The sequence below is a fragment of the Sphingobacterium sp. UBA7625 genome, from assembly GCF_002484085.1.
GTDB lineage: Bacteria > Bacteroidota > Bacteroidia > Sphingobacteriales > Sphingobacteriaceae > Sphingobacterium > Sphingobacterium athyrii.
The window spans coordinates 62,520-86,574 of sequence record NZ_DLJD01000063.1 but is presented as its reverse complement, the minus strand read 5'-3'; the positions used below and the strand labels follow the sequence as shown (position 1 = coordinate 86,574).

General features: G+C 41.9%; 18 protein-coding genes. 8 read left to right on the top strand and 10 right to left on the bottom strand.

Translation table 11 applies throughout. The features are described 5' to 3' along the window. Positions 1 to 64 precede the first annotated feature (64 nt). Entirely contained in the window at positions 65 to 1,438 is a 1,374-nt protein-coding gene (locus B4G94_RS27195; protein ID WP_286863230.1) for a RagB/SusD family nutrient uptake outer membrane protein, read from the top strand. Positions 1,439 to 2,004: 566 nt separating this feature from the next. Here B4G94_RS27195 and acs read toward each other — a convergent pair. After that, positions 2,005 to 3,921 carry an acetate--CoA ligase gene (acs, locus tag B4G94_RS27190; protein ID WP_108634999.1) on the bottom strand — a complete coding sequence of 639 codons (1,917 nt, stop codon included), beginning with the start codon at positions 3,919 to 3,921 and terminating at the stop codon, positions 2,005 to 2,007. Positions 3,922 to 4,107: 186 nt separating this feature from the next. On the opposite strand from acs, the gene B4G94_RS27185 reads away from it, so the two are divergent. After that, on the top strand, positions 4,108 to 4,974 hold the full coding sequence (locus B4G94_RS27185) for a hypothetical protein (protein ID WP_165309155.1): 867 nt from the start codon (positions 4,108 to 4,110) through the stop codon (positions 4,972 to 4,974). A gap of 43 nt (positions 4,975 to 5,017) precedes the next feature. Here the strand turns inward: B4G94_RS27185 and B4G94_RS27180 are convergent, their stop codons facing one another. From B4G94_RS27180 to rsmA, 3 genes are read right to left on the bottom strand one after another with little or no spacing between them, the layout of a single operon-like run. Beyond that, a complete protein-coding gene (locus B4G94_RS27180) occupies positions 5,018 to 5,962 on the bottom strand; it encodes an NAD(P)-dependent oxidoreductase (protein WP_286863227.1) in 945 nt (314 codons plus the stop codon). Beyond that, positions 5,952 to 7,130 carry an FAD-dependent monooxygenase gene (locus tag B4G94_RS27175; RefSeq protein ID WP_286863211.1) on the bottom strand — a complete coding sequence of 393 codons (1,179 nt, stop codon included), beginning with the start codon at positions 7,128 to 7,130 and terminating at the stop codon, positions 5,952 to 5,954. The genes B4G94_RS27180 and B4G94_RS27175 overlap by 11 nt, the downstream gene beginning before the upstream one ends. Before the next feature lies 1 nt (position 7,131). After that, entirely contained in the window at positions 7,132 to 7,911 is a 780-nt protein-coding gene (rsmA, locus tag B4G94_RS27170; RefSeq protein WP_104383896.1) for a 16S rRNA (adenine(1518)-N(6)/adenine(1519)-N(6))-dimethyltransferase RsmA, read from the bottom strand. A gap of 174 nt (positions 7,912 to 8,085) precedes the next feature. On the opposite strand from rsmA, the gene pdxA reads away from it, so the two are divergent. The 4 genes from pdxA (at position 8,086) to miaA (ending at position 12,376) form a co-directional block, all read left to right on the top strand. Next, positions 8,086 to 9,141 (top strand): 4-hydroxythreonine-4-phosphate dehydrogenase PdxA, encoded by a 1,056-nt coding sequence (pdxA, locus tag B4G94_RS27165; RefSeq protein ID WP_286863208.1) that lies wholly within the window; start codon positions 8,086 to 8,088, stop codon positions 9,139 to 9,141. Positions 9,142 to 9,332: 191 nt separating this feature from the next. Next, a complete protein-coding gene (locus B4G94_RS27160) occupies positions 9,333 to 10,766 on the top strand; it encodes a CCA tRNA nucleotidyltransferase (RefSeq protein WP_286863206.1) in 1,434 nt (477 codons plus the stop codon). A gap of 46 nt (positions 10,767 to 10,812) precedes the next feature. Next, entirely contained in the window at positions 10,813 to 11,403 is a 591-nt protein-coding gene (locus tag B4G94_RS27155) for an IS1096 element passenger TnpR family protein (protein WP_108635005.1), read from the top strand. Between the two features lie 46 nt (positions 11,404 to 11,449). After that, positions 11,450 to 12,376: a tRNA (adenosine(37)-N6)-dimethylallyltransferase MiaA gene (miaA, locus tag B4G94_RS27150; RefSeq protein ID WP_286863204.1), complete on the top strand. Its 927-nt coding sequence runs from the start codon at positions 11,450 to 11,452 to the stop codon at positions 12,374 to 12,376. Between the two features lie 70 nt (positions 12,377 to 12,446). On the opposite strand, the gene B4G94_RS27145 is transcribed toward miaA, so the two are convergent. After that, entirely contained in the window at positions 12,447 to 13,517 is a 1,071-nt protein-coding gene (locus B4G94_RS27145; protein WP_108635007.1) for a branched-chain amino acid aminotransferase, read from the bottom strand. Positions 13,518 to 13,837: 320 nt separating this feature from the next. On the opposite strand from B4G94_RS27145, the gene B4G94_RS27140 reads away from it, so the two are divergent. Beyond that, positions 13,838 to 13,996 (top strand): hypothetical protein, encoded by a 159-nt coding sequence (locus tag B4G94_RS27140; protein WP_165309150.1) that lies wholly within the window; start codon positions 13,838 to 13,840, stop codon positions 13,994 to 13,996. 66 nt (positions 13,997 to 14,062) lie between these two features. On the opposite strand, the gene B4G94_RS27135 is transcribed toward B4G94_RS27140, so the two are convergent. The 3 genes from B4G94_RS27135 to recJ form a co-directional block, all read right to left on the bottom strand. Then, positions 14,063 to 15,577: a GH3 auxin-responsive promoter family protein gene (locus tag B4G94_RS27135; RefSeq protein WP_108635008.1), complete on the bottom strand. Its 1,515-nt coding sequence runs from the start codon at positions 15,575 to 15,577 to the stop codon at positions 14,063 to 14,065. Between the two features lie 18 nt (positions 15,578 to 15,595). Next, positions 15,596 to 16,330, bottom strand: coding sequence for an LPS export ABC transporter ATP-binding protein (gene lptB / locus B4G94_RS27130; protein WP_108635009.1), 735 nt, complete (start codon positions 16,328 to 16,330; stop codon positions 15,596 to 15,598). Positions 16,331 to 16,553: 223 nt separating this feature from the next. Further along, on the bottom strand, positions 16,554 to 18,254 hold the full coding sequence (recJ, locus tag B4G94_RS27125) for a single-stranded-DNA-specific exonuclease RecJ (RefSeq protein WP_286863202.1): 1,701 nt from the start codon (positions 18,252 to 18,254) through the stop codon (positions 16,554 to 16,556). A 114-nt stretch (positions 18,255 to 18,368) separates the two neighbouring features. Between recJ and B4G94_RS27120 the strand changes: the two genes are divergently transcribed. Further along, positions 18,369 to 19,148 carry an MBL fold metallo-hydrolase gene (locus tag B4G94_RS27120; RefSeq protein ID WP_286863199.1) on the top strand — a complete coding sequence of 260 codons (780 nt, stop codon included), beginning with the start codon at positions 18,369 to 18,371 and terminating at the stop codon, positions 19,146 to 19,148. A gap of 69 nt (positions 19,149 to 19,217) precedes the next feature. Here the strand turns inward: B4G94_RS27120 and B4G94_RS27115 are convergent, their stop codons facing one another. Continuing rightward, positions 19,218 to 20,840 (bottom strand): RagB/SusD family nutrient uptake outer membrane protein, encoded by a 1,623-nt coding sequence (locus B4G94_RS27115; RefSeq protein ID WP_286863197.1) that lies wholly within the window; start codon positions 20,838 to 20,840, stop codon positions 19,218 to 19,220. Positions 20,841 to 20,853: 13 nt separating this feature from the next. Further along, the gene (locus tag B4G94_RS27110; protein ID WP_286863195.1) at positions 20,854 to 23,883 is read right to left on the bottom strand and encodes a SusC/RagA family TonB-linked outer membrane protein; all 3,030 of its coding nucleotides are present in this window, start codon (positions 23,881 to 23,883) and stop codon (positions 20,854 to 20,856) included. Between the last annotated feature and the right edge of the window lie 172 nt (positions 23,884 to 24,055).

The window sequence follows — 24,055 nt, the reverse complement described above, 5'->3', positions numbered from 1 at the left end:
TAGGATGAATAGGGCGAACTCATTTAAACAATTTAAAACATACACTCGTAAATAATTTGTACGGATGAAAAGAAATAAAATACTATTAATTTTTTTGGCAACCATGATCGCGTCTTTTGCAATATCATGTTCTAAATTCTTGGATCGCGACCCGCTTGGGAAGATTACCCAAGATAAATTTTTCAATTCCGAAACCAACGCCAATGCCGCTGTTTTGGGAATGTATCGGACGATGATGAATTCATTTTCTTTTGGTCAGTCCATCATCGTTGTTCCGGAATTTTCTGCAGTCCATGTTCGGCATTCTGCCAGTTTCCCGGAATACCAAAATTTCTCGGAACATAAAATACAAGCGATCAATCCTTGGATTGCCAATATGTGGCAAGCTGTATATTCCACGATCAACGCGGCCAACCAAGTGATTGAGGAAGTCCCAAAAATGACCGAGACCATGATAACTGAAGACAAGAAAAAGATGTTTGTTGGTGAAGCTAAATTTATTCGGGCGTTGCACTATTTTTTTCTGCTACGTGCCTTTAATAAGGCCCCACTAAAGCTGACGTATACCAAGGAAGGGGATAATATTGATATTGTCGAATCCGACAAAGCAGCACTTTACACACAGATTGTTAAGGATCTGACGGATGCTATTGCTGCGCTTCCCGAAGAAAATCCAAATACCGGTGATGCTATCAAGGGAAGGGCTTCGCATTGGGCGGCGAAAGCGCTGTTGGCAAAGGTCTATCTGTATCAAGCTTCAATTACGAATGATTATAAAAAAGCAGCGGATATGGCGAATGAAGTTCTGACAGCAGGTGGCTTTGGCTTGGTGACGGATTTCAGTACAATTTGGACGACACAAAATACGAACGAAGCTATTTTCGAAATTCAATTTGATGATCAAGCAACCAATCCACTCGCAGCTGTAGCCAATGACAATCCTAGCGTATTATTTTTTGCTAAAGACTCCGCAATCCTCGACTTGTATACCGAGCAAGACAAACGAAAGGATTTTACTGTCAAAAAAGGTAGCAATAATAATTATTTCATGGGTAAGTTTCCGAATTTCTCGCCAGCCAGTCAAAATGTAACTGTTATCCGACTTGCAGAGATTTACTTGATCCATGCTGAGGCTAAAGCGCGTGTTGATAATAGTGTGAGCACAGCAGCTTACAACTCGCTAAAAGCGGTACAGACGCGCGCTGGTGTCGCCGTTCCGATCGATACGTATGCTAATCTGGAGGCCTTCGTTACTGCCGTGCAAGAAGAAAAGGAAAAAGAGCTTATGTTTGAAGGCGAGACCTGGTTTGACTTTAGCCGTACGAAATTAGCCCTTAAAAAATATGAAAGTCTGAAAGACGAGAAATTCCTGCTGTATCCTATTCCTTCTGCTCAGATCAGTTTAGGAACCGGCCTTACACAAAATCCAGGATATTGATAGAAAGTGTACTCGGTACTCCCGATACTGTTTATTTTAAGCCACGTCGAGATGATGTGGCTTTTTGTTGTATCTTTGTAGAGAGATCTGTTTAACTAAAGTGTAAATTATATGTACAGTCACAAGGAACATACCTCACGATCTTTTAGTGAATCTGAAATTGCTTTATTGAGAGCAGGACTTAGTCGCACATATAAAGAACGATTTGAAATGACTACACGTCTTTACAAGATTCAACAAACACTCAAGAAAGCAAAAATTACTCATAAACCTTATAACCATAGATAAAATATGGATATTTTTGATAACGAGATCTTAGAGTTTTGGAAAAATCTAGAAATTTCAAATGTAGCATACATTATGATTGGAGGATACGCAACTAATTTGCATGGCTTTCAGAGATTTACTGGTGATTAGATCTTTGGATAAAAGATTCTTAACGCGGTGAGAAGGTCAACGTGAAATATACAATTCCAATACGCCTAAACCTTTCGAGATAGAATAATGGTAAATAAGATAAGAAAGCCTCCACATGGGAGGCTTTCTTTGTTAAAGATTGTTGCCAATTATTTTTTTAGGCCTTCGGCACCTTGTATGATTCCTTCGACCACAGTTGGATCCTGTAATGTCGATGTGTCACCTAGATTGCTGATATCGCCTTCGGCAATCTTGCGTAGAATACGGCGCATAATTTTTCCTGAACGTGTCTTTGGAAGGTCATTGACAAACTGGATAATATCTGGCTTGGCAATAGGGCCAATAATGCGTGAAACAGTCTCCATAATGTCTTTTCTGGTCGCTTCTGCATCTGTATGGTGATTGGCGATAACATAAGCGTAGATGCCCTGACCTTTGACTGGATGTGGATAACCGACAATAGCTGACTCCACTACATCCGCATGCATATTGATTGCATTCTCTACCTCCGCGGTACCGATGCGGTGACCGGATACATTCAATACATCGTCTACACGGCCCGTGATTTTGTAATATCCTTCTGGGCTACGGTAACAACCATCGCCTGTAAAGTACATGTCTTTATAAGTGGAGAAGTATGTTTGTCTACAACGATCATGATCTCCCCAAGTCGTCCGTAACATACCCGGCCAAGGGAATTTGATACATAGATTTCCCGTGACATCATTGCCTTCGATTTCTTTTCCATTCTCGTCCATCAACGCGGGTTGTATACCCGGCATTGGGAACATCGCGTAACTTGCTTTTTCTGGTGTCACACCAGCCAATGAGGTTATCAGGTGACCTCCATTCTCCGTTTGCCAATAGGTATCCACGACAGGGCAGTTCTTCTTACCCACCTTCTCGTTAAACCAGTTCCAGGCTTCTTCGTTGATAGGTTCACCCACTGATCCAAGCACGCGTAGGGATGAAAGATCATTTTTATCGACAAATTCATCGCCAAAAGCCATTAACGAACGCAATGCTGTAGGAGAGGTATAAATGATATTGACTTTAAATTTATCAACGATATCCCAGTAACGACTGGCGTCCGGAAATGTTGGGATACCTTCAAACATTAATGAAGTAGCACCTTGCGACAACGGTCCATAGACAATATAACTATGGCCGGTGATCCATCCGATGTCAGCTGTACAGAAAAATACATCGTTGGGCTGATATTGGAAAGTATTCATAAAGGTGTATCCCGTGTAGACCATATAGCCACCGCAGGTATGTACGACACCTTTTGGTTTACCTGTGGATCCTGAAGTATAAAGGATAAATAAAGTGTCCTCGGCATCCATTTCTTCTGCAGGGCAGGCCGGATTTCCTTGGGTCTCTACTTTCTTGATCTCGTCTTCCCACCATACATCACGTCCTTTGATCATAGATACTGGCGTACGTGTACGTGTTAATACAATGACTTTCTCTACAGTATCACATTGCATTAACGCATCATCAACAATATTTTTAAGACCAATGGTTTTATTACCACGGTAACTGCCATCCGAAGTCACGATCAATTTGCATTCCGCATCCACGATACGATCCGCAATCGAACGCGCGGAGAAACCGCCAAAGACAACTGAATGGATAGCACCGATACGTGCACAGGCCAATACAGCAATCACCAATTCCGGAACCATCGGCAAGTAAATACAGACCCGGTCGCCCTTTTTGATGTTGTTGTTCTTTAATACATTGGCAAATTGCTCGACCTTCTGTAACAATTGTTTATAGGAAAGGATGCGGTGTGCTTCATTCGGGTCATTTGGTTCCCAAATAATCGCTGGTTTATCGCCATTCGCATAAATATGACGGTCCAGGCAGTTTTCTGTAATATTTAATTTTGCACCTTCAAACCATTTGATATTAGGTTCCTCAAAGTTCCAGTTCAGCACCTTGTTCCATTTTCTCTTCCAGAAAAAATGATCCGCTATGCTCGCCCAAAACTCCTCTGGTTGTTCTACACTTCGCTTATATTCACTTTGATATTCTTCAAATGATTTTATTTGTAGGCTCATCGTTATTAGGATTATTATGAATTATTTTAATTTATATTGTTATCGTTGCGAAATCGTTTTTGATCGTTCAATTTCGGTGTACAATTTAGCGGTTTTTGCCCATTTTATCAACAATTTGATGTTTAATATAATGTTAAACTACTTTTCTCTATCAAGATTGTTATATTGCAGCAAGATTAAACAAGCATGTTGTTTCTAAGAAAGATATTCTATATCAGCATTTATACGAATATTTTAATTGCATTGGCCGCCATGGCGCAATGCGCACTGACCTATATCATATTTGAACGACCAATCAATTGGTCTATTGTTTTGGTCGAGGGGACAGCAACATTATTACTCTATAATTTTAGCCTATGGTGGTCTAAGCCTAAGAATCCAAAAGAGTCCAAATTCCCACGTACACGTTGGATATTTAACCATGAATGGGTGATGTGGCTAAATAATGTCATCGCATTGGCTGTTCTTGGTTACTGTTTGTTCCATATTCACCGCTATTCATTTCTGTTTTTGGGCTTTATCGGAATCTTGAGCTTATTGTACGGAATGCCGTTGTTTACGTTCCATGACCGAAAAGTAGGGCTGAGACAGATACCCGGGGCTAAGATCTTCCATATTGCCCTGGTTTGGGTCTGTAGTAGTGTGGTACTTCCCTATGTTGAACTGCTCAATATCGGTGACAGGATAGACCATTGGGTGCTCGTTGCGCTCTGCGTGTTGAAATTTATATTCTTGATTATTTGTACACTACCTTTTGATATCCGTGACATTCAGCAGGATTCTTACTATCATCTGCGTACGCTGCCCAATATGTTGGGGGAGCAGAAAGCGAAAAGACTTACCTATACTTTATTGATATTACATAGCTTTTTAATCCTTGTTGCACCCTATCTGTTATGGATCAAGTTGGGGCTGATCTTAACTAATATACTGATATATGCACTCCTAAAGCTAGCCGTCTTCAAAACGAAAGATCACTACCATTATGCCTATTTATTGGATGGGAGCCTTGTACTCCAATTTTTGATCGTGGCGTTGTTTAGCATTTGGTAGGTAGTCGAACAACTTTCATAACCCGATAATGGATTAAACTTTTTTAATGCGTTTCCTGAAGCTTTAAAAATGCAATAATCTTATCTGCGGCTACTGCTGATAACTTATAATAGCTTTCAAATGTCCAGCCCGCTACGTGTGGGGATAGTATGACATTTTCTCGGCGAATGAGTTCCTGGTACCAGGTCTGTTCAGCAAGTTTGGGGAATTTTTCGATGGGAAGTACATCAAAGGCTGCACCGAGAATATTGCCGCTATCAAGACCGGCTAATACAGCGGGTACTTGTACAATGCCACCTCGGGCACCAAGCAGGAAGAAGATTGATTTCTTAAATTTGGAGAGATAAACACTGTCAATCATTCCTTTTGTTTCGGCCGTCAGGGGGATATGGAAGCTAATAACATCCGCTTGCGAATAGATATCTTCCATAGTAGCTTCTTCTGCGTACTGGTCCGTATAGTCGGTCCGATATTTATCGTAAGCAAGTACGTTCACCTCAAAGCCAGAGAGCTTCTTAGCCATCGCCATACCATTGTGTCCATAACCGACCAAACCAACGGTACGCCCTTTAAGTTCGTATCCACGGTTGGCCTCACGCAACCATTGGCCGGCCCGGACTTGTTGATCGCTGCGGTTGAGGTTGTTCATCAGGCTTAACAACATGCCGATCATGTGTTCGCCCACCGCATCCCGGTTACCTTCGTTGGCGGGAATTAATGTAATCTGTCGCTGTGTGGCAATTTCATCATCGATATTATCCATTCCGGCTCCTGCCCGGGCAATGAAACGCAAGTTAGGAGCCAGGTCAAAGAAAGCTTTGTCGACCTGAAATTTAGAGCGGATGACCATACCTGAATAGTTCGCAATGATTTTTTCAGCTTCTTGGCGGTCAATGTCAGGTTGGTAGTCATAGGGAATCCCTGCCTGTTCAAATTTCTCCAACATAATTTCGTGGATGTCGTCGACAATCAAAATATTAACTTTCATGATTACGGTTGATTTGCATAAAGTCTACTGACAGTAACTTGTTTAACTGTTGTTGCTTGAGTCTATTCGGCATGATCTTCATGATGAAATTGCGCATACCGATCAAAAATGGGTTTTCCCATTGAGCGATCTTCCCGATCTGCCAAGAGGTATTGCTGATATAATTAACACGGTCCAACCGTCTCGCTTCAAATCGGGCGAAGGCCTGCTGGATGGTGGCAGCTGTTTTCAGTTCATCCAATAGCACGGCAACATCTTCTATGGCTTGACAGGCACCTTGTCCTAAATTCGGCGTTGTGGCATGACCGGCATCTCCCAGTAAAAGAATATTGTCAAAAGCAAGCTGTTGTAAGGGAGCAATATCTATAATATCATTCCAGATCAGTTCGGTTGCCTGCGTCTCTGATAGAATAGTTGGGATCGGGTCATGGTAATCCTTGAAATTATTTAGCAGATCCGACGGGGTCCAATTCTTTAAAGCAGGATTTTGTTGTTGGCTGTTGATACAAGCGTACCAATAAATGCGGTCGCCTACAAGCGGTGTCATGCCAAATCTACCCTTTGCACCCCATGTTTCGGTGCTTTTTTTGAGCTGGATGCTACTGTTATCTATTGTTGCGCGCCAGCAGGTGTAGCCTGAATAACGGGGGGTGGATGTGGGGATCAGTTGCTGACGTAAAAGTGAATGTACGCCATCGGCAACTAATATTGCGTTACCTACTACTTGGGTACCATCGGTAAAATGAACATGGACCTGTTCACCTAGTCGATCAAAAGACAGCGCACGCTTGCCAAGATGAACTTGACTGTCAGGAATCTTTGACAGAAGAAATCGATGTAGGTCCGCCCGATGTATGGCGAAATTGTCCTGTTTGTATTTTTTGCTGATTGATCTGGTATCCGGTTCGACCAAAATATTCCCTTTTTGATCCAGGACATTGTAGGATTCAAGATAATGTCCGATTTGGCTGATTTCTTCTTTTAGGCCCAGGTGATCTAATGCCTGCATGGCATTGGCAGCAAGGCCAAATCCTGCTCCTATACCTTTAAGTTCGGATACACTTTCATAAACATGGGCTTCAATACCCAGTTGCTGGAGGCCTATTGCTGTGCATAATCCAGCGATTCCGCCACCGATAATGATAAAAGTGTTATCTGCCGGCTTCATATTAAAGGCAGTTTGCAATCTCGTTTGTCAAGCTGACGAAGTCATCTACGGTCAATCGTTCCGCCCGCAGCTCATACAGCGGATTGTCCGACATTTTATCTTTTGGGACAACGCCTGAAAGGGAATTGCGCAGGGTTTTGCGACGTTGATTGAATCCCGCTTTAACGACCCGCCAAAACAGCTTCTCGTCGCAGGCTAATTGTTCACGGTCATTTCGCGTCATGCGAATGACACCTGACAATACTTTTGGTGGTGGATTAAATGCGCCTGCCTTTACGGTGAAGAGATATTCTACTTTGTAGTATGCCTGTAAGAACACGCTCAGGATACCATATTCTTTACTGCCCGCTTTCGCTGTACAGCGCTCAGCGACCTCTTTTTGAAACATGCCTGTCATCTGAACAACACGTTGACGCTCGTCCAAAATTTTGAAGAGGATCTGTGAGGAAATATTATAGGGAAAATTGCCGATGACAGCCATTTTTTCACCGAAATATTGTGAAAAGTCAAGGTTTAGAAAATCGCCATGGATCAATCTTTTGCCCAATTGCGGATATTTGTCATCCAGATAGGCGATCGATTCATCATCAACATCGATCAGATAGGTCTCATATTCTTCTTTCTGTAATAGAAAATCCGAAAGGACACCCATTCCCGGACCGACTTCGAGTACTTGGCTAAAACCCAATTTAGGATCCAATGCTTCTACAATACGTTGTGCGGCATTCTTATCGTTTAAGAAATGCTGTCCTAAATGTTTTTTTGCTCTAACTGTACTCATGATGCAAAATTAGAAATTTAAAAGCTTTATAAAGTAAAAAGTCAAAAGTAAAAATTCAAAAGGACAGAAAGTTTTTAGGCCAGAGGCTTGTTCGCTCAAAATCTTAATACGCATATCTAACTACTCAATACTAAAAAAAAATCCCTATTTTTGAGTCAAAGCATTTAAAAAAGGATGAGTGATAAACTAAAAATCGGAATTACCGTAGGGGATATTAACGGCATTGGACTTGAAGTAATTATTAAGTCATTGGTAGATCAACGTATGTGCGATTTTTTTACGCCGATTGTTTATGGAAATACAAAAGTGGCCTCTTTTCACCGAAAAGCGATAGGAGTAAACGATTTTAGTTTTAACGTAATCAATGATGCTGAACAGGCCCATTCCAAACGGGCGAATATGATCAATTGCTGGCAGGAAGATGTTAAGATCTCCTTGGGTGAGGAAAATGAAATCGGCGGCAAATATGCTTTTTTGTCACTCGAGCGAGCGATAGATGATTTGAAAGCTGGTAAAATTGATGCATTGGTGACCGCACCGATCAACAAACATAATATTCAACAGGAAGGATTTCAATTTCCGGGACATACCGAATATTTGCAGGCGAAAGTTGAAGCTGACGATGTACTGATGTTTATGGTCTGTGATGAGCTGCGCATTGGTGTGGTGACAGGTCATATCCCATTACACGATGTGGCTGCGAATATTACGGAAGAGGCAATTTTGAAAAAGCTCGTTCTGATGAACGAATCTTTAAAAAAGGATTTCTGGGTTGAGAAACCCAAAATAGCCGTTTTGGGACTCAACCCCCATGCTGGCGATCACGGGATTATCGGGACGGAAGACGACCAGATTATTCGACCAACGGTTGAAAAAGCAAATGAACAGGGGATTTTCTGTTTTGGTCCTTATCCTGCAGATGGTTTCTTTGCAAAGGGCGCTTATGAGAAATTTGATGCTGTACTGGCCATGTACCACGATCAGGGGCTGATTCCTTTCAAACATATCGCCAAGGGGGGCGGTGTAAATTATACTGCTGGATTACCCATTGTGCGTACTTCGCCGGATCATGGTACAGGCTACGATATCGCAGGGAAAAACCTGGCTTCACCGAGCTCATTTGTCGAGGCAATTTTTACTGCGGTCCATATTGTGAAACGTCGCCGGGAACAAGCTGAATTATTGAAGAATCCATTGGCCTTCCGCAAATTGTCCAAAGACCGGGATTAGGCCTGTAATAGTTGCTGATTTTTTTTGATCTATAGCGGTATATGTGTCAAGTTAAGTAGATGACGAGAATCATATTGTCATTAAGGGGGCTATAATGATCAAAATCTCAATTCTAATAGCTCAATACCTAATACTAAAAAAAAGTATTACTTTTGCAAACTGTTTGGTTTTTTAAACCCACTGTTCTAACTATGTGCGATAATTTACAACATCCAATATTTTCTATCATCAGGGAGCTCGCCGAGCAGACAAACACAACATGTTATGTCATCGGAGGTTATGTGCGCGACTATATTATGCAGCGCCCATTCAAAAATGATGTGGATATTGTTGTGGTGGGAAGTGGTATTGAATTTGCAACTTTACTCGGTGAGAAACTTCATGCTAAAGTTGCGGTCTATAAGAATTTTGGAACCGCGATGTTGGTTTTTGAGGGACTTAACGTGGAATTTGTGGGGGCAAGGAAGGAATCCTACCGTGCAAACTCCAGAAAACCGATCGTAGAGGATGGGACCTTGAGCGATGATCAGAATCGTCGTGATTTTACCATCAATGCTATGGCATTTTCACTGAATAAGGCCGATTATGGAACCCTGGTGGATCCATTTAACGGTGTACAGGATCTCGAACACCGTGTTATCCGGACACCCCTCGATCCAATTGAAACATTCTCGGATGATCCATTACGTATGATGCGTGCGATCCGTTTCGCAACGCAACTAAATTTTAAGATCGATATTGAGGCTATTAAAGCGATAACGGAGACGAAGGAACGTATCAGGATCATTTCGAAAGAACGGATTATCGACGAAATCAATAAGATTATTCTTTCAGCTAAGCCTTCGGTGGGATTTAAATATCTTTTTGATACCGGCCTGTTGGAATTAATTTTCCCCGCCATGTACAACCTGCATGGTGTTGACATTATTGACGGAAAAGGACATAAGGATAATTTTTACCATACATTGGAGGTTTTGGATAATGTATGTGAACTGTCAGATGACCTCTGGTTACGTTGGGCTGCCATTATGCATGATATTGCCAAGCCGGCGACAAAACGTTTCGATAAGAAATTGGGCTGGACTTTTCATGGACATGAAGACCGTGGCGCACGGATGGTGCCGAAGCTTTTTGCCGAACTGAAGTTACCATTGAATGAAAAGATGAAATTTGTACAGAAACTTGTACAATTGCATCTTCGTCCGATAGTGCTGGCACAGGATATTGTCACCGACTCTGCCGTTCGACGTTTACTATTTGAGGCCGATGATGACATCGATGCCCTGATGATGTTGTGTCATGCGGACGTGACAACGAAGAACGAGTTTAAAAAGAAAAAGTACCGTCAGAATTTTGAACTTGTCAAGCAAAAGCTGAAGGACGTTGAAGAACGTGACAAGATTAGAAATTGGCAGCCACCCATCAGTGGCGAAGATATTATGACACTTTTTGGATTGACACCCGGACGAGTTGTCGGACAGTTGAAAAATCTGATCCGTGAAGCTATTTTGGAAGGTGATATCCCCAATTCCCGGATCGAAGCCTATCACTATTTAGTTCGTAAAGCTGGAGACATGGGCTTGGAGGTCAAGCAAGAAATCCCATTGGAAATTTCCAATTCTTAAAATATAGTATTAATTTTAAACTGCTAAAAAGAAGAATACATAAAAGATGGCAATTTATAGATTTAGAGTTACTTTTGAAGATTATGAAGATGTATATCGCGAAATTGATATGCCTTCCAAAAGTACATTTTTAGACATGCATGAGGAAATCCATAAAACGACAGGCTACGCGCCAGATGCTTCTTCCTCTTTCTACGTGAGCAATGATCAGTGGAAAAAAGGAACAGAAATTGCTTTTAAACCCACGCAGCGTAAGAAAGATACGGAAGTTTTGTTGATGGAGAATATTCGCCTGAGCAAGTTTATTGATGATCCACACCAAAAATTTTATTACATCTATAACTTTGACCGTCCTTATGATTTTCAGGTGGAACTGATCAAAATTTTGAAGGAGGAAGCAGGTAAAGAGTATCCGGCTTTGTTCAAGTCAGTCGGTCAGGTACCTAAAACCATGACTGCCGCTAATTTCCCTGTAGCCGATGCTGTTGAGGAAGATGAGTATGTGGAGGAAGATGAAACACAATACGGTGTGGATGACGAAGATGAATTGGATGGCTTTGACAGCGAGGATGAAGATGAAGAGGGAGAAGGTGAGGAGGAACGTGAAGAATCTACTGGCTACGAAGACGAATATTAATAGAAAATGCCTTTGGATGCTTATTTGAGCATTTGAAGCACATATTATGGCAAATAAAAAAACACTGATAGCCATTGTAGGTCCGACTGCTGTTGGAAAAACTGCAATGGCTATTTCATTGGCCCAATACTTTAAGACTGAAATCATTTCTGCCGATTCCCGCCAATTCTATCGGGAGATGAGCATCGGTACGGCAAAGCCGGATGCAAAAGAATTGGCCGCTGCTCCACACCACTTTATAAATTCGCATTCCATTAGTCAAGATTATTCTGCGGGCGATTTTGAGCGGGAAGCATTGCTCAGGCTGAATGAACTTTTCAGGCAGCATGATGTCGTTATTATGGTGGGCGGATCCGGACTATTTGTTCGTGCACTCTGTGAAGGATTGGATGACCTTCCCAAAGCCGGGGAGGAGGTGCGTGAAAGACTCAACAACGAAATGGCGCAATTGGGTATTGAAAAGATGAAGGAACGGTTAAATGCAATTGATCCTGCTTATTATCAAGTCGCCGATGTGGACAATCCACAGCGTGTCGTTCGCGCCCTGGAAGTATTTGAGGCAACAGGCAAACCGATGTCCTTTTACCATAAGAAAGATGTCGATAAAAGACCATTTGATATTTTGACGATAGGGTTAAATATGGAGCGTTCCCAATTGTATGCACGGATCAATCTTCGGGTAGATCGTATGATGGAAACTGGTTTGCTGGAGGAGGTAAAATCGTTGATTCCTTTTAAAATCAAACCAGCTTTGCTGACAGTAGGGTACGCCGAATTGTTTGACTATCTCGACGGAAATATCTCCTTGGGAGATGCTGTGGACAAAATCAAACAGAATTCAAGACGTTATGCAAAGCGTCAGATTACCTGGTTTAAAAAATATGGCGATACTGTTTGGTTCCAGCCTACTGAGACGGGGGACATCATTGATTTTATACAGGTTAAACTTCATAGCGGCAACAAGGAGAATTAATCAAACCTATTTGCATAAAAAAGGGCAGTTGGTGATCACCAACTGCCCTTTTTTAGTATGGATTATTCCTTTATTTCACCAAATAGTTCCAGCCAAATGAATCAGCTAATTTACCGTAGCGCAATTCATTCAGGTAATTTAAGACTTTATTGGAGAACTCGCGGCCTTCCACCGGAGGCAAGTTGTAGTCTTGTCCTTCAAAACCGATACGGCTGATATGTGTTATCGTTGCTGCTGTTCCAGCGGCAAATGCCTCGGTTACTGTTCCCGATTTGATGCCATCGATAAGCTCCTGAACGGATACTTTTCGCTGTTCGGTTTTATATCCCCATTTATCCGCTAACTCCATAATCGTACGACGGGTTACACCATGTAAGATGGTATCACCATGTGGTGTGATAATGGTATCGCCAATACGGAAAATAAGGTTTGCAGTACCGGCTTCTTCAATATATTTGTGTTCAGCTGCGTCAGTCCACATAATTTGATCGTAGCCTTCATCATTAGCCAATTGGGTTGGGTAAAGCGACAATGCATAATTACCGGCATTTTTCGAGAATCCAACACCGCCTTCGGCTGCACGCGTATAGTAAGTTTCAACTTTTAAGCTAATGGGTTTACTATAGTAAGCACCTACCGGTCCCGTAATAATGATAAATTTGTACGATTTGGATGGATGTACACCCAAAGCGGCTTCCGTACCGAACATAAATGGGCGGATATATAAAGAAGAACCTTCTTTAGCAGGAACCCAATTCCGGTCAATATCCAATAGCTTGCTTAGTCCATCCATGAAGATTTCCTCAGGGACTTCAGGCATCTGAAGACGGGCTGCTGATTTGTTGAATCTTTCCCAGTTTCTATCCGGACGAAAGATACTCACCGTACCATCTGCAAATTTATAAGCTTTAATACCTTCAAATATCGCTTGACCATAATGTAAAGCAGACATCGAAGGACTGATACTGATATCTCCATAAGGGACGATGCTGACATCTTTCCATTCACCATCATCATAGTCTGCGACCAGCATGTGGTCGGATAATATCTTTCCGAATTTTAGATTGTCGAAATCTACTTGCGAGAGTCTTGAATTTTGAGTTGGCTCTACGCGAATTGAATAGTTCTCTGTCGCGTTCATCTTATTTTTTATATTACTTAGGCTAAGTTAGGAAAAATTGAAATATAAACCGCACTTTGTCCGGATAATTTCCCGTTTGGCAAAATGCCTTTTATTTCGGACAGTCATTCTCCAAATGACTACACTTTTTATATAAAAATGAAAGATTTGACTTAGAAATTTTTAGAATCAGTCCATTATTAATTAAATGTATTAATTTTATATTAATTAACAATCAGCTTGCATTTATGGCATAAAGTTTGGCAATAAAGAATGCGGCCATGGATGGGCATTTGGTTCGCTTTACGCTATAAAATCACTTATCATAAAATAAACTTAGTATGGAATTGACTCACAGTCTTAACAAAAGCAATGAAGTAACATCGGGTGAAACTCGCGAATTGTTACAGCGTGATGTTGAAATTCAAAAGAAAGGTATTTCTGTGAATTTTATCCTTGGTTTTTTTGTGTTTTTGTATAAAACCGCAATTAAACCCTAAAACAAAGAGATTAGCCAAAAATGTATTGGAAAATTTTGGCTAATCTCCACTAGGACAGACCTCCGGTCAATCTTGTAAAATCTTTAGAAGCGGATCGAGATACTCTCTATTATTGCTCAGCCTTGGAACTTTATTCTGTCCACCTAATTTACCCCTAGACTTCATCCATTTATAAAAAGTGTCTGACGGTGCGTTATGGACAATGGGCGATTGGAGTGCCATATTCTTAAAGCGTTTTGCATCGTAATCCGAATTGATTTCCCGCAACTTTGCATCCAATATTTCACAAAAACGGTTAAAATCATTAGGCTGCTGTTCGAATTCGATAACCCATTCGTGTGCTCCAGCTTCTGCTTCCCGAAAATATACCGGGCCCGCGGTATAATCTTTAATTCGGGCATCTGTCAATTTGCTCGCTTCTGCCAATGCTTGTTCGGCATTGTCCACGATTACTTCTTCACCAAATGTATTAATGTATTGTTTTGTGCGGCCTGATATCTGAAAACGGTAAGGTGAGAGCGATGTAAACTTGATCGTATCACCTATCTTATAACGCCATAGTCCAGCGTTGGTGGATATGATCAGCGCATAGTTCTTGCCGATTTCCACTTGATCCAAGCGTAGCGTTGTTGGATTTTCATCATGCATTCTTTCCACCGGAAGGAATTCATAATAGATCCCATAGTCCAGCATCAGCAGCAGATCTTCGGAATCCGATCTGTCCTGTAAACCAAAATATCCCTCTGAGGCATTGTAGTTTTCCAGATAATACATTTTGTCTGAAGGTATCAGCTTGTGAAATTGCTCGCGGTAAGGCTTGAAACTCACGCCACCGTGACCATAAAATTCCAGATTTGGCCATACCTCCAATAAATTATCCTTGCCCGTGATTTCCAAAATACGCTTGGCCATCACAATATTCCAGGTTGGTACACCTGCTAGACTGGTTACATTTTCCTTAATGGTTATTTGGGCTATCTGTTCAATTTTCTCTTCAAAATTGGGATTTAAGGTCACCTCCATATTCGGGGTCCGCTTGAATTCTGCCCAAAAAGGGAGATTACGGATCAGGATCGAGGATAAATCCCCATAATAAGAGTCGGGACTGAAGTTATTGATCTGGGAAGAGCCACCGATGACAACCGATTTTCCCGTGAAAACACGGTTTTCGGGTCTATTGTGGCAGTAGATGGTCAACATGTCCTTACCGCCCTGAAAATGACATTCTTCGAGAGCCTCTTCACTGACGGGGATAAATTTGCTACGGTCAGAGGTTGTTCCCGAAGATTTTGCAAACCATTTGATGTCCGAAGGCCACAGAATATTCTGCTCACCTTTGATCATGCGGTCTACATAACCTTTGATATCATCGTAGTCCTGTATAGGGACACGTTCTTTAAATATTTCAGGTGTGAGTATACTTGTGTAATCGTATTTCTTTCCCCATTCTGTTGCCTCTGCGGTAGAAATTAAACTCTGGAACCATTCTTCTTGGACATCGTGTGGATATTTCATAAAAAGTTCGATCTGGTGAATCCTTTTTTTCATGAACCAAGTAAAAATGGAGTTTAATAAGGCCATAGGGGTATTCTTTTTGCTTTAAAATTTTTTCCTTCTCAATTCAAAATGACGACCAAGGTAGAATTTTCGCGCGAGCTCATTATCGGCAATCTCTTCAGGTGTGCCGGTCAGCATGATTTTTCCTTCGGTCAAAAGATAAGCTCTATCCGTGATGGATAAAGTTTCCTGTACGTTGTGATCGGTAATTAGGATACCAATATTGCGCGTTTTGAGTTTGGCAACGATCGTTTGTATTTCCTCTACGGCAATAGGGTCAACCCCTGCAAATGGTTCATCCAAAAGGATAAATGCTGGATTTGCCGCTAATGCCCTAGCGATTTCCGTACGGCGGCGTTCGCCCCCCGACAAAAGATCACCTCTGTTTTTACGAACGCGGTGGAGACTAAATTCGGATAACAATTCCTCCAGCTTGGCCATACGTTCTTCTTTGTTGGGATAATGGATCTCCAGTACTGCAAGAATATTATTCTCCACGGATAACTTGCGGAAAACAGAAGCTTCCTGAGCCAAATAACCTATTCCGCGTTGTGCACGTTGGTACATGGCGTCTTGTGTGATTTCTTGATCATCCAAGAATACTTTTCCTTCATTGGGTTTGATCAGACCCACAATCATATAGAAAGAGGTCGTTTTACCGGCACCATTTGGTCCCAATAATCCTACGATTTCTCCTTGCTCTACATGAAAGGACACGTTGTTGACAACCGTGCGTTGTTTATATTTTTTTATGAGATGTTCTGCCTTTAAAATCATCTTCTTGCTTTATCTTGTCACTATAAATTGCTGCTCTATGTGTTTCCTCAAAAAACAGATCAGACTGAATTTGATGCGGAAATCGCTGTTGGAGCATTTTGATGCAAATCTATGGTAAATATATTTAATATCTTCTTAGTATTAAGTATTTAGATCTTAGTATTTAGACCACTTTGGTGCTTTATGCTTAAGAAGCTAAGTACACCTTATTCAAATAAAAAAACTAGTATCGAATTCCCTTGATGTTAAGCTGTAAGTTTCTCTTGTTGCGCCACACGTTTTCCTCGATACTATAACAGATATCGAAACTCTGGCCTGAATTGATAAGACTGATATGTTCGGCCAATCCGAAACCGATGCAGTCAAAAGAGGCAGAGTCTTCCTGAACCACGGTCATTTTTAAATGATTTGTACCAACGGGGAAAGCCGAACCTACCGCACTTACCTTTTTGCTCAGGAAAATCGGTGCTTCATTCTGTGGGCCAAATGGCTCAAACTGCTGGAGTATGCGGAAAAACTTTGCGTCGATATCCTTTAGGTGAAGTTTGGCGTCGATCAGAATTTCCTGTGTCAGCATCTCTGGACTGATTCTTCGGGCGACAACCTCTTCAAAGCGATCTTGAAACAGACTTACATTATCAAGAGACATGGTTAGTCCAGCGGCGTATTTATGTCCCCCGAACTGTTCGAGCAGGTCGGCACATTCGTTTAGGGCCTCATATAAATCAAATCCGATCACAGACCTGCAGGATCCCGCGATATGACCATTTGTTTCCGTCAATATAATGGTCGGGCGGTAATATTTCTCCGTCAATCGTGAGGCAACGATCCCAATTACACCTTTATGCCAGTCTGCTTTGTACAGTACAGTAGATTTTCGGCTTTTGAGCACGACGTTCTCCTCAATCAGCGCCAGCGCCTCCTCGGTTATCTTCAGGTCAAAATCCTTGCGGACATTATTTTGGTCATCGATACTCGAACTGAAATCTTTAGCCTCCTGTAAGGATTTTGAAATTAATAATTTAACAGCATCCTTGGCATGGTCTATCCTTCCGGCGGCATTGATGCGTGGGCCGATCTGGAAGACAATATCATTGACCGTGAAGGTCTTTGTTCTATTATTGGAAAGGTCAATCAGGGCTTTTAGTCCAACGCAAGGGTTGGTATTGAGCTTGATTAATCCAAAATGGCTTAAGATTCTGTTCTCTCCGGTGATCGGAACAATGTCAGAAGCGATACTGACCGCGACCAGATCCAAAAACTGATAACAGGCATTGATATCCATGCCATTGGTCAGGATGAAAGCCTGAATGATCTTGAATCCGATGCCACAACCCGAAAGTTCTTTATACGGATAATCACAATCGGCACGTTTTGGATCTAACACGGCAAAAGCCTTTGGAAGTTCTTCTCCCGGCAGATGGTGGTCGCCGATGATAAAGTCTATCCCTTTGCTGTTGGCATACTCAATCTTATCGATGGCCTTTATGCCGCAATCCAATGCGATAATTAAAGTAAATCCATTTGCAGCAGCATAGTCAATACCTTGTGTAGATATACCGTATCCCTCCGCATAACGGTCGGGAATATAAAACTCAAGCTGACTATGAAATTCTCTGAAAAAGCTGTAGACTACGGCAACGGCTGTTGTGCCATCGACATCGTAGTCACCATAGATTAGAATTTTTTCTTTGTTGCCAATGGCCTGGATGATTCGGGATATGGCTTTTTCCATATCTTTCATCAAAAATGGATCGTGCAAATCGGACAATTGTGGTCTAAAAAACTGTTTTGCTTCATCAAAACTTCCAATTCCCCTGCTGACGAGCAACTCTGTTAATACAGCGTTGATATTTAATTCCTCGCGCAGTTTGTTGGTTATTTTGACATCAGTTTTAGATTTTAGTACCCACCTTTTTTGCATATCTTTGCACAATATTTTAAGTGTAAATATACGTTTTAAGGCTGGACTTACCTAATTCCTAAACCTGGTATTGACCATCTGTTGCTTAACGTGCATATTCCCAATGTTTTAAATATGGTGCAGGCTTATTCTCTATATGAAGGTTCTTTTTCCGTTGATAAAAGTAGAAAATTCGTTCCCTTTGATCCGGCTGTAGATGATCCGAAAGATCGTCCCGGATCCATGTTTATCCATGTTCATCCTTTTTTGATCAAAACAGAATCAGGTATTGTGATCTGTGATACCGGTCTGGGGCATACGGATGACCAGGGTGTGCTGAAGCTGTACAATAATATTCGCAAATTAGGTTATGAGCCCGATGATGTAAAATATGTATTGATGTCACATCTGCATAAGGATCATGCCGGTGGTATGGTAAAAATGGAAGAAGGCTCGCCCCGTATTGCATTTCCGGAGGCTGAATATATTGTGCAAAGGGGCGAATGGGAGGACGCCTATTCTGGTATCTCCAGTTCCTACCGTACAGAGATTTTTGATGTCGTCCAACGGAGCGGAAACCTTGTGTTGGTGGAGGGGGAAGGAGCGATAAATACTGAAATCAGCTATGTGCATAATGGCGGACATACACCAAATCACCAGGCATTTCACATCCGTACAGGGGGAGAGCACTATTTTTTCGGAGGCGATGTGTTGCCTGAACCCGAGGAAATTTTTCATAATTACGTGGCTAAATATGATTTTGACGGACGACGCTCGAAAGAGCTCCGACAGCGGTATTGGACAGAGGGGGCTCCAGAAGGCTGGATTTTTCTGTTCTATCACTCAAAAAATATAACCATGGGCCGTAGCCAGCTGCGTCCGGATGGAAGTTATAAGCTTATTGAAGCGGGGTAGAAAAAAAATGATATGTCAATCAAAAGCCTCGTGGAATTTGAATTCCACGAGGCTTTTTTGACGTCAGGTTTAATATCCAGCATTCTGCGGAAAAGCAACCTCAGTATTGCTGTCGATGACTTCCTGTGGAATAGGCCATAGCACATGTTTGTCCATAATGAGGCCTTTTGACTGGGGATTAAGCGCCTGTACACGGCGTAGGAAAACGTCGGCACCAAAGCGTGCTAATGTCATCCTGCGCATTTCTTCGCCCATAAGCTCTCTCGCACGTTCATCCAATATAAAATCTACGTTGATTGCCGAAGCATTGACTGGAGAGGCTTTGGCCCGGGCGCGCACCGCATTGATGGCATCCTTCGCCAGTTCAGGTTTATTGGCGCGCATATATGCTTCCGCCAATAAAAGATAGGTCTCGGCCAACCGTATTTTGACACGATCTTTCATATTGCCTTCAAATGCAGGGTTTGCCGCTGTTTTTCCATAAAAAAACTTCGTGATTGTAGGAAATACATTGCCAGAAGCAATGATTGCATCGGTCAATACAACTTTCTTACCATAGAGTTCCGGAACAGAAGGATCATTATAATACCAATCCCGTTTGATATTGTAAGGGGAATTTCTGATGTCTTGTTTTTCATAGCTATCCAGCCACCACTGGTACGGACGCACGTGACCGAGGCCCCTTCCTCCGAGTGAGTCGGCAAGGACAAAACCTTTTTGTTGGGAATAAAAAGGAACCCATGCGCGTTTGCTCCAATCTGTATAATTGTCACCACCTCCCTGCGTATTGTATTCCAATTGAATGGCCCAGATAGTCTCTTGATTGCCTGACGAACGATTCTGATTGTTTTCGATAAACATGTCGTGGAAATAGTCGCCGGGTTTGTCTTTCTCGGCTCCAAAGCGTTGATCGTTTAATTTAAAATAACCACTCTGAATCACTTTGTTAGCTGCTTCCGCAGCCAAATCTGGTTGACCAGCTTCAATATAAGCCTCAGCAAGATAATGCAATGCGGCCCATTTTGTCAATTTCCCTTCTTGTACAGTACCTGGGTTGTCCGGAAGGTTGTCTCCAGCATATTTAAGGTCATCAATCATATGCGCCAAGATTTCAGCTTTAGGTGTACGGGTAAAATCGCGGCGCGGTGTTACCGAAACCTTGTCTACCCAGGGCACATCTCCGTAGAGGTTGATCAAATAACGATAGCTATATGCACGGAAGAAACGGGCTGTAGCTTCCACACGTTTTGGATCATTCTCTTTATCTGTCCATTGGATTGTGTTTTTTGTTAATGCTTCCAGGATAATATTGGTATTTCCGATAAAACCATAGGCATACTTCCAGTAATTGCGCACATAGGATGAAGCTGCATCCAGTTTATAGTTACTAAATGGCGCTAAAGACCCATCTTGTCCTGTGGTTTTGATCGCGACAATGTCTGTGCCAACTTGTAAAGCTTCCTGCGGTGTTGCTCCCTGTGAAAATATACTGCCGTTCCAGGTCAGAAATTCCATCCGAGCATACGAGTATAGACCGTTCAGGCCCGTTTCAAAACCTTTGGTATTAATGTAGGTATTGTCAGGCGATTGAAAGCCGCTGGTATCTTCATTTAGGAAATTTTTGCTACAGCCAGTAAAGAATAGGCTAAGGCCAGCTAAAAGTGTATATAAAGTTGTGTTTCTTTTTTTCATGATATTTAACTGTTTAGAATTGAACATTTAGCCCTAATGAGAATGTTCTTGCTACCGGATAAGGGTAGGCAATATTTGTTGATGTGGGGTTTCCTGTCGTCGAACTGACACTTAATGCTTCTACATTGTACCCCTTTATTTTGGAGAACGTATAGATATTGCGTGCATTGATAAATGCCCTGACGGACGAAAGATTCAATCGTTCTAGAAAATCGCCTTCAAAGGTATAGCCCAGACTCAGATCACGGATCCGCCAATAGGAAGAATTAATATAGTAAGTATGGCCGCCAACTGGTGTGTATCCTGGAGATGGGATGTCCGTGTTTGGGTTTTCTGGAGTCCAATAAGGCATATCTGCGAGATAATTGGCTCCGTTATTTGGTAAAAAACGCTCGATATTTTTAAAGTCATCCACTTTTGTGCCGCCAAAAGCCCCGTTCATAAAAATAGAGAGGGAAAAGTTTTTGTAGGTAAAATCATTCCCAATACCGAGGGTGTAAGGTGAAATTTTGTTGCCTATGACTGTACGGTCGTTAGCGTCAATTTTACCATCATTATTTAAATCCGCTAATTTAGCATCACCCGCTTTCGGCTTAACAGTGTAATCTTTGGGGATTTCTTCACCTTCCTGCCATACGCCGATCACTTTATAGTCGTAGAAAACCCGAATGGGTTTGCCAATAAGCCAGGCATTGGTCAAATCATTTTTCCCATCTGCCCGCAATTTGGTTATTTTATTATTATTGTATGCAAAATTTATTGTTGTATTCCATTGGAAATTGTCATTTCTTAACGGGACAGCATTCAGGGTGACTTCGATCCCTTTGTTGGAGGTTTCGCCAATATTATTCAATACTGTATTATATCCATTCATCACCGGGACTTGTTCACTTAGCAAAAGATCTGTTGTTTTGGAAGTATAGTAGTCAATTGTTCCCGAGAGACGATTTTTAAGAATGCCGAAATCCAAACCTGCATTTAAGGATGAGGTGGTTTCCCAGGTTAAATTGCTTCCATGACCATTGAAATTCATCACCAGTCCTTTTACGGGGTCTAGCCCATAGATATAATCCACATTGGTCAACCGGTCATAGGTTTGATAAGGAGATACGGCTTGGTTCCCGTTTTTACCATAAGAAACCCGTAGTTTTAACTGATCAAAGTAATCTTGGACGTTCCCTTCTTTGGAGATTACCCATGCTCCGGCAATCGAAGGAAAGAAGGCATACCTGTTATCAACAGAAAAAGCGCTATAACCGTCCGAACGACCGGTTAATGTCAATAGATAACGATCTTTGAAGGAGTAGTTGATCCGTCCCATATAAGAGATCATCGCTGTATTCTCAAGCTTGGATTCCAATTTCAGATTTTTGGAAGCTGAAGCCATATTGTTGTACCCGGCATCGGAAACGAAATCATCGCCGGTCATTTTAGACGTTTTGAAGTTGGTTTTTTGTGAGGAATAAAGCCCAACTACATTAATTTTATGATCGCCAAAAGTCCGGTCATAAGTCAGTAAATTCTCCCAGGTCCAATCCCAAAAATGTTCATTATAAATCTCTCCCCGACCATTTACACCGCGTCCTGTCAACGTATTTGATCCATAATAGGAGTTTTCATTGATATTTCTGTAGTTCGTGCCGAATGTTGACTTGAAGCTTAACCCTTCAATTGGAAGTTTGACATCTAACCAGGAGTTTGCATATACAGTCCGTCGTGTATTGTCCCATTGACCATTTTCATCGGCGAAAGGGTGACCCCATAATGTTTGACCATACATTGGATAGGTAACGACATTACCATTATCATCCCGGTTTTTGCTATAGGGAGCTAGTTTTACTACGCTTTCTAAGTTGGGTTGTACACCATCACGATTGCCTTGTGATGCTTGCATGGTCATCCCTAGTTTTAGCCACGAATTTAGGCTTTGATTGAGATTTAAGTTGACATTGTAGCGTTCGTAAGGTGTATTTTTAACTACACCATCCTGATTGAGGTAACTTACTGATGCATAGTAATCAGATTTGTCAGTTCCGCCCGAAAAACTGAGCTGATGTTCGTGAATGGGAGCCGCATTGTTAAAGGCTTCATTTTGCCAATTGACTTCTTCGCCTTTCTTGTACTGTTCCAGGACATTCGCAAAAAGGTAATTTTCAGGATTGAGTTGGTCTCCCTTAGCGTCTTTTGATACTTGATAGTCGCGCATAAATTGAATGTATTGTGGGCCATTCATCAATTTCAGACGACGTTCTACACTCTGTAGCCCAAAATAACCATTGTAATTGATGCGCGCTTTTCCAGCGGCACCTTTTTTGGAGGTGATCAAAATGACCCCGTTTGCTGCACGTGATCCATAAATGGCCGTGGAAGAGGCGTCTTTTAATACAGAAATACTCGCAATGGTATTGGAGGAAATATCACCCAATGAGCCGCTGAAAGGGATTCCATCTAAGATGATCAAGGGATTATTGGAAGCAGATATGGAGTTTTCGCCACGTATATTGATCGCAGCGGTTTCCCCGGGTTTAGCATTTCCAGAATTGATTGCTAGACCGGAAATCTTGCCCTGCAGTTTGTCCACGATGTTTGGCGAATTGATCCGCTCGAGGGATTTGGCCTCCACTGTAGCGACACTTCCTGTCAGGTCACTTTTTTTCTGTTTACCGTAACCAACAACGACAACCTCGTCCAACATGTCCTCGGATTTTGTCAGTGTAACTTGAGTTGTTTGGGATACAGGTAACTCCCGTGCAATAAATCCGATTGAATTAAAGACTAATGTGGCATTTTTTGATGTGACTGTCAGCGTAAATACCCCATCTTGACCAGTGGTGGTTGCTACTGTTGTTCCCTTTTGTTGTACGGTAACCCCGCTGACAGGCTTTCCGGTTTCATCCACCACCTTTCCAGAAACGGATTGTTGTTGGACGACTTGGACAATGGCTGTCTTCGCATTATTAGGGAGCGCTGCAACATAACAAGGTGCTGCTACTGAAAGAATTGTTAAGGGCGTCAGTAGAATGAAATGACTCTTTTTGACCATAGTGTGTAATTTAGATTCGCTAGTTTTAATGGCGGCAAGTATAAAGAAATTCGATGGAGTCATTTCTTTGCTGAGCTGAACAAACGATTGCACCAACTACGAAAACGTTATAGAAATTCAATTTTGTAATAACGTTTTCACCAACAAATGGGGTCGCTGACTGATGTTTTAA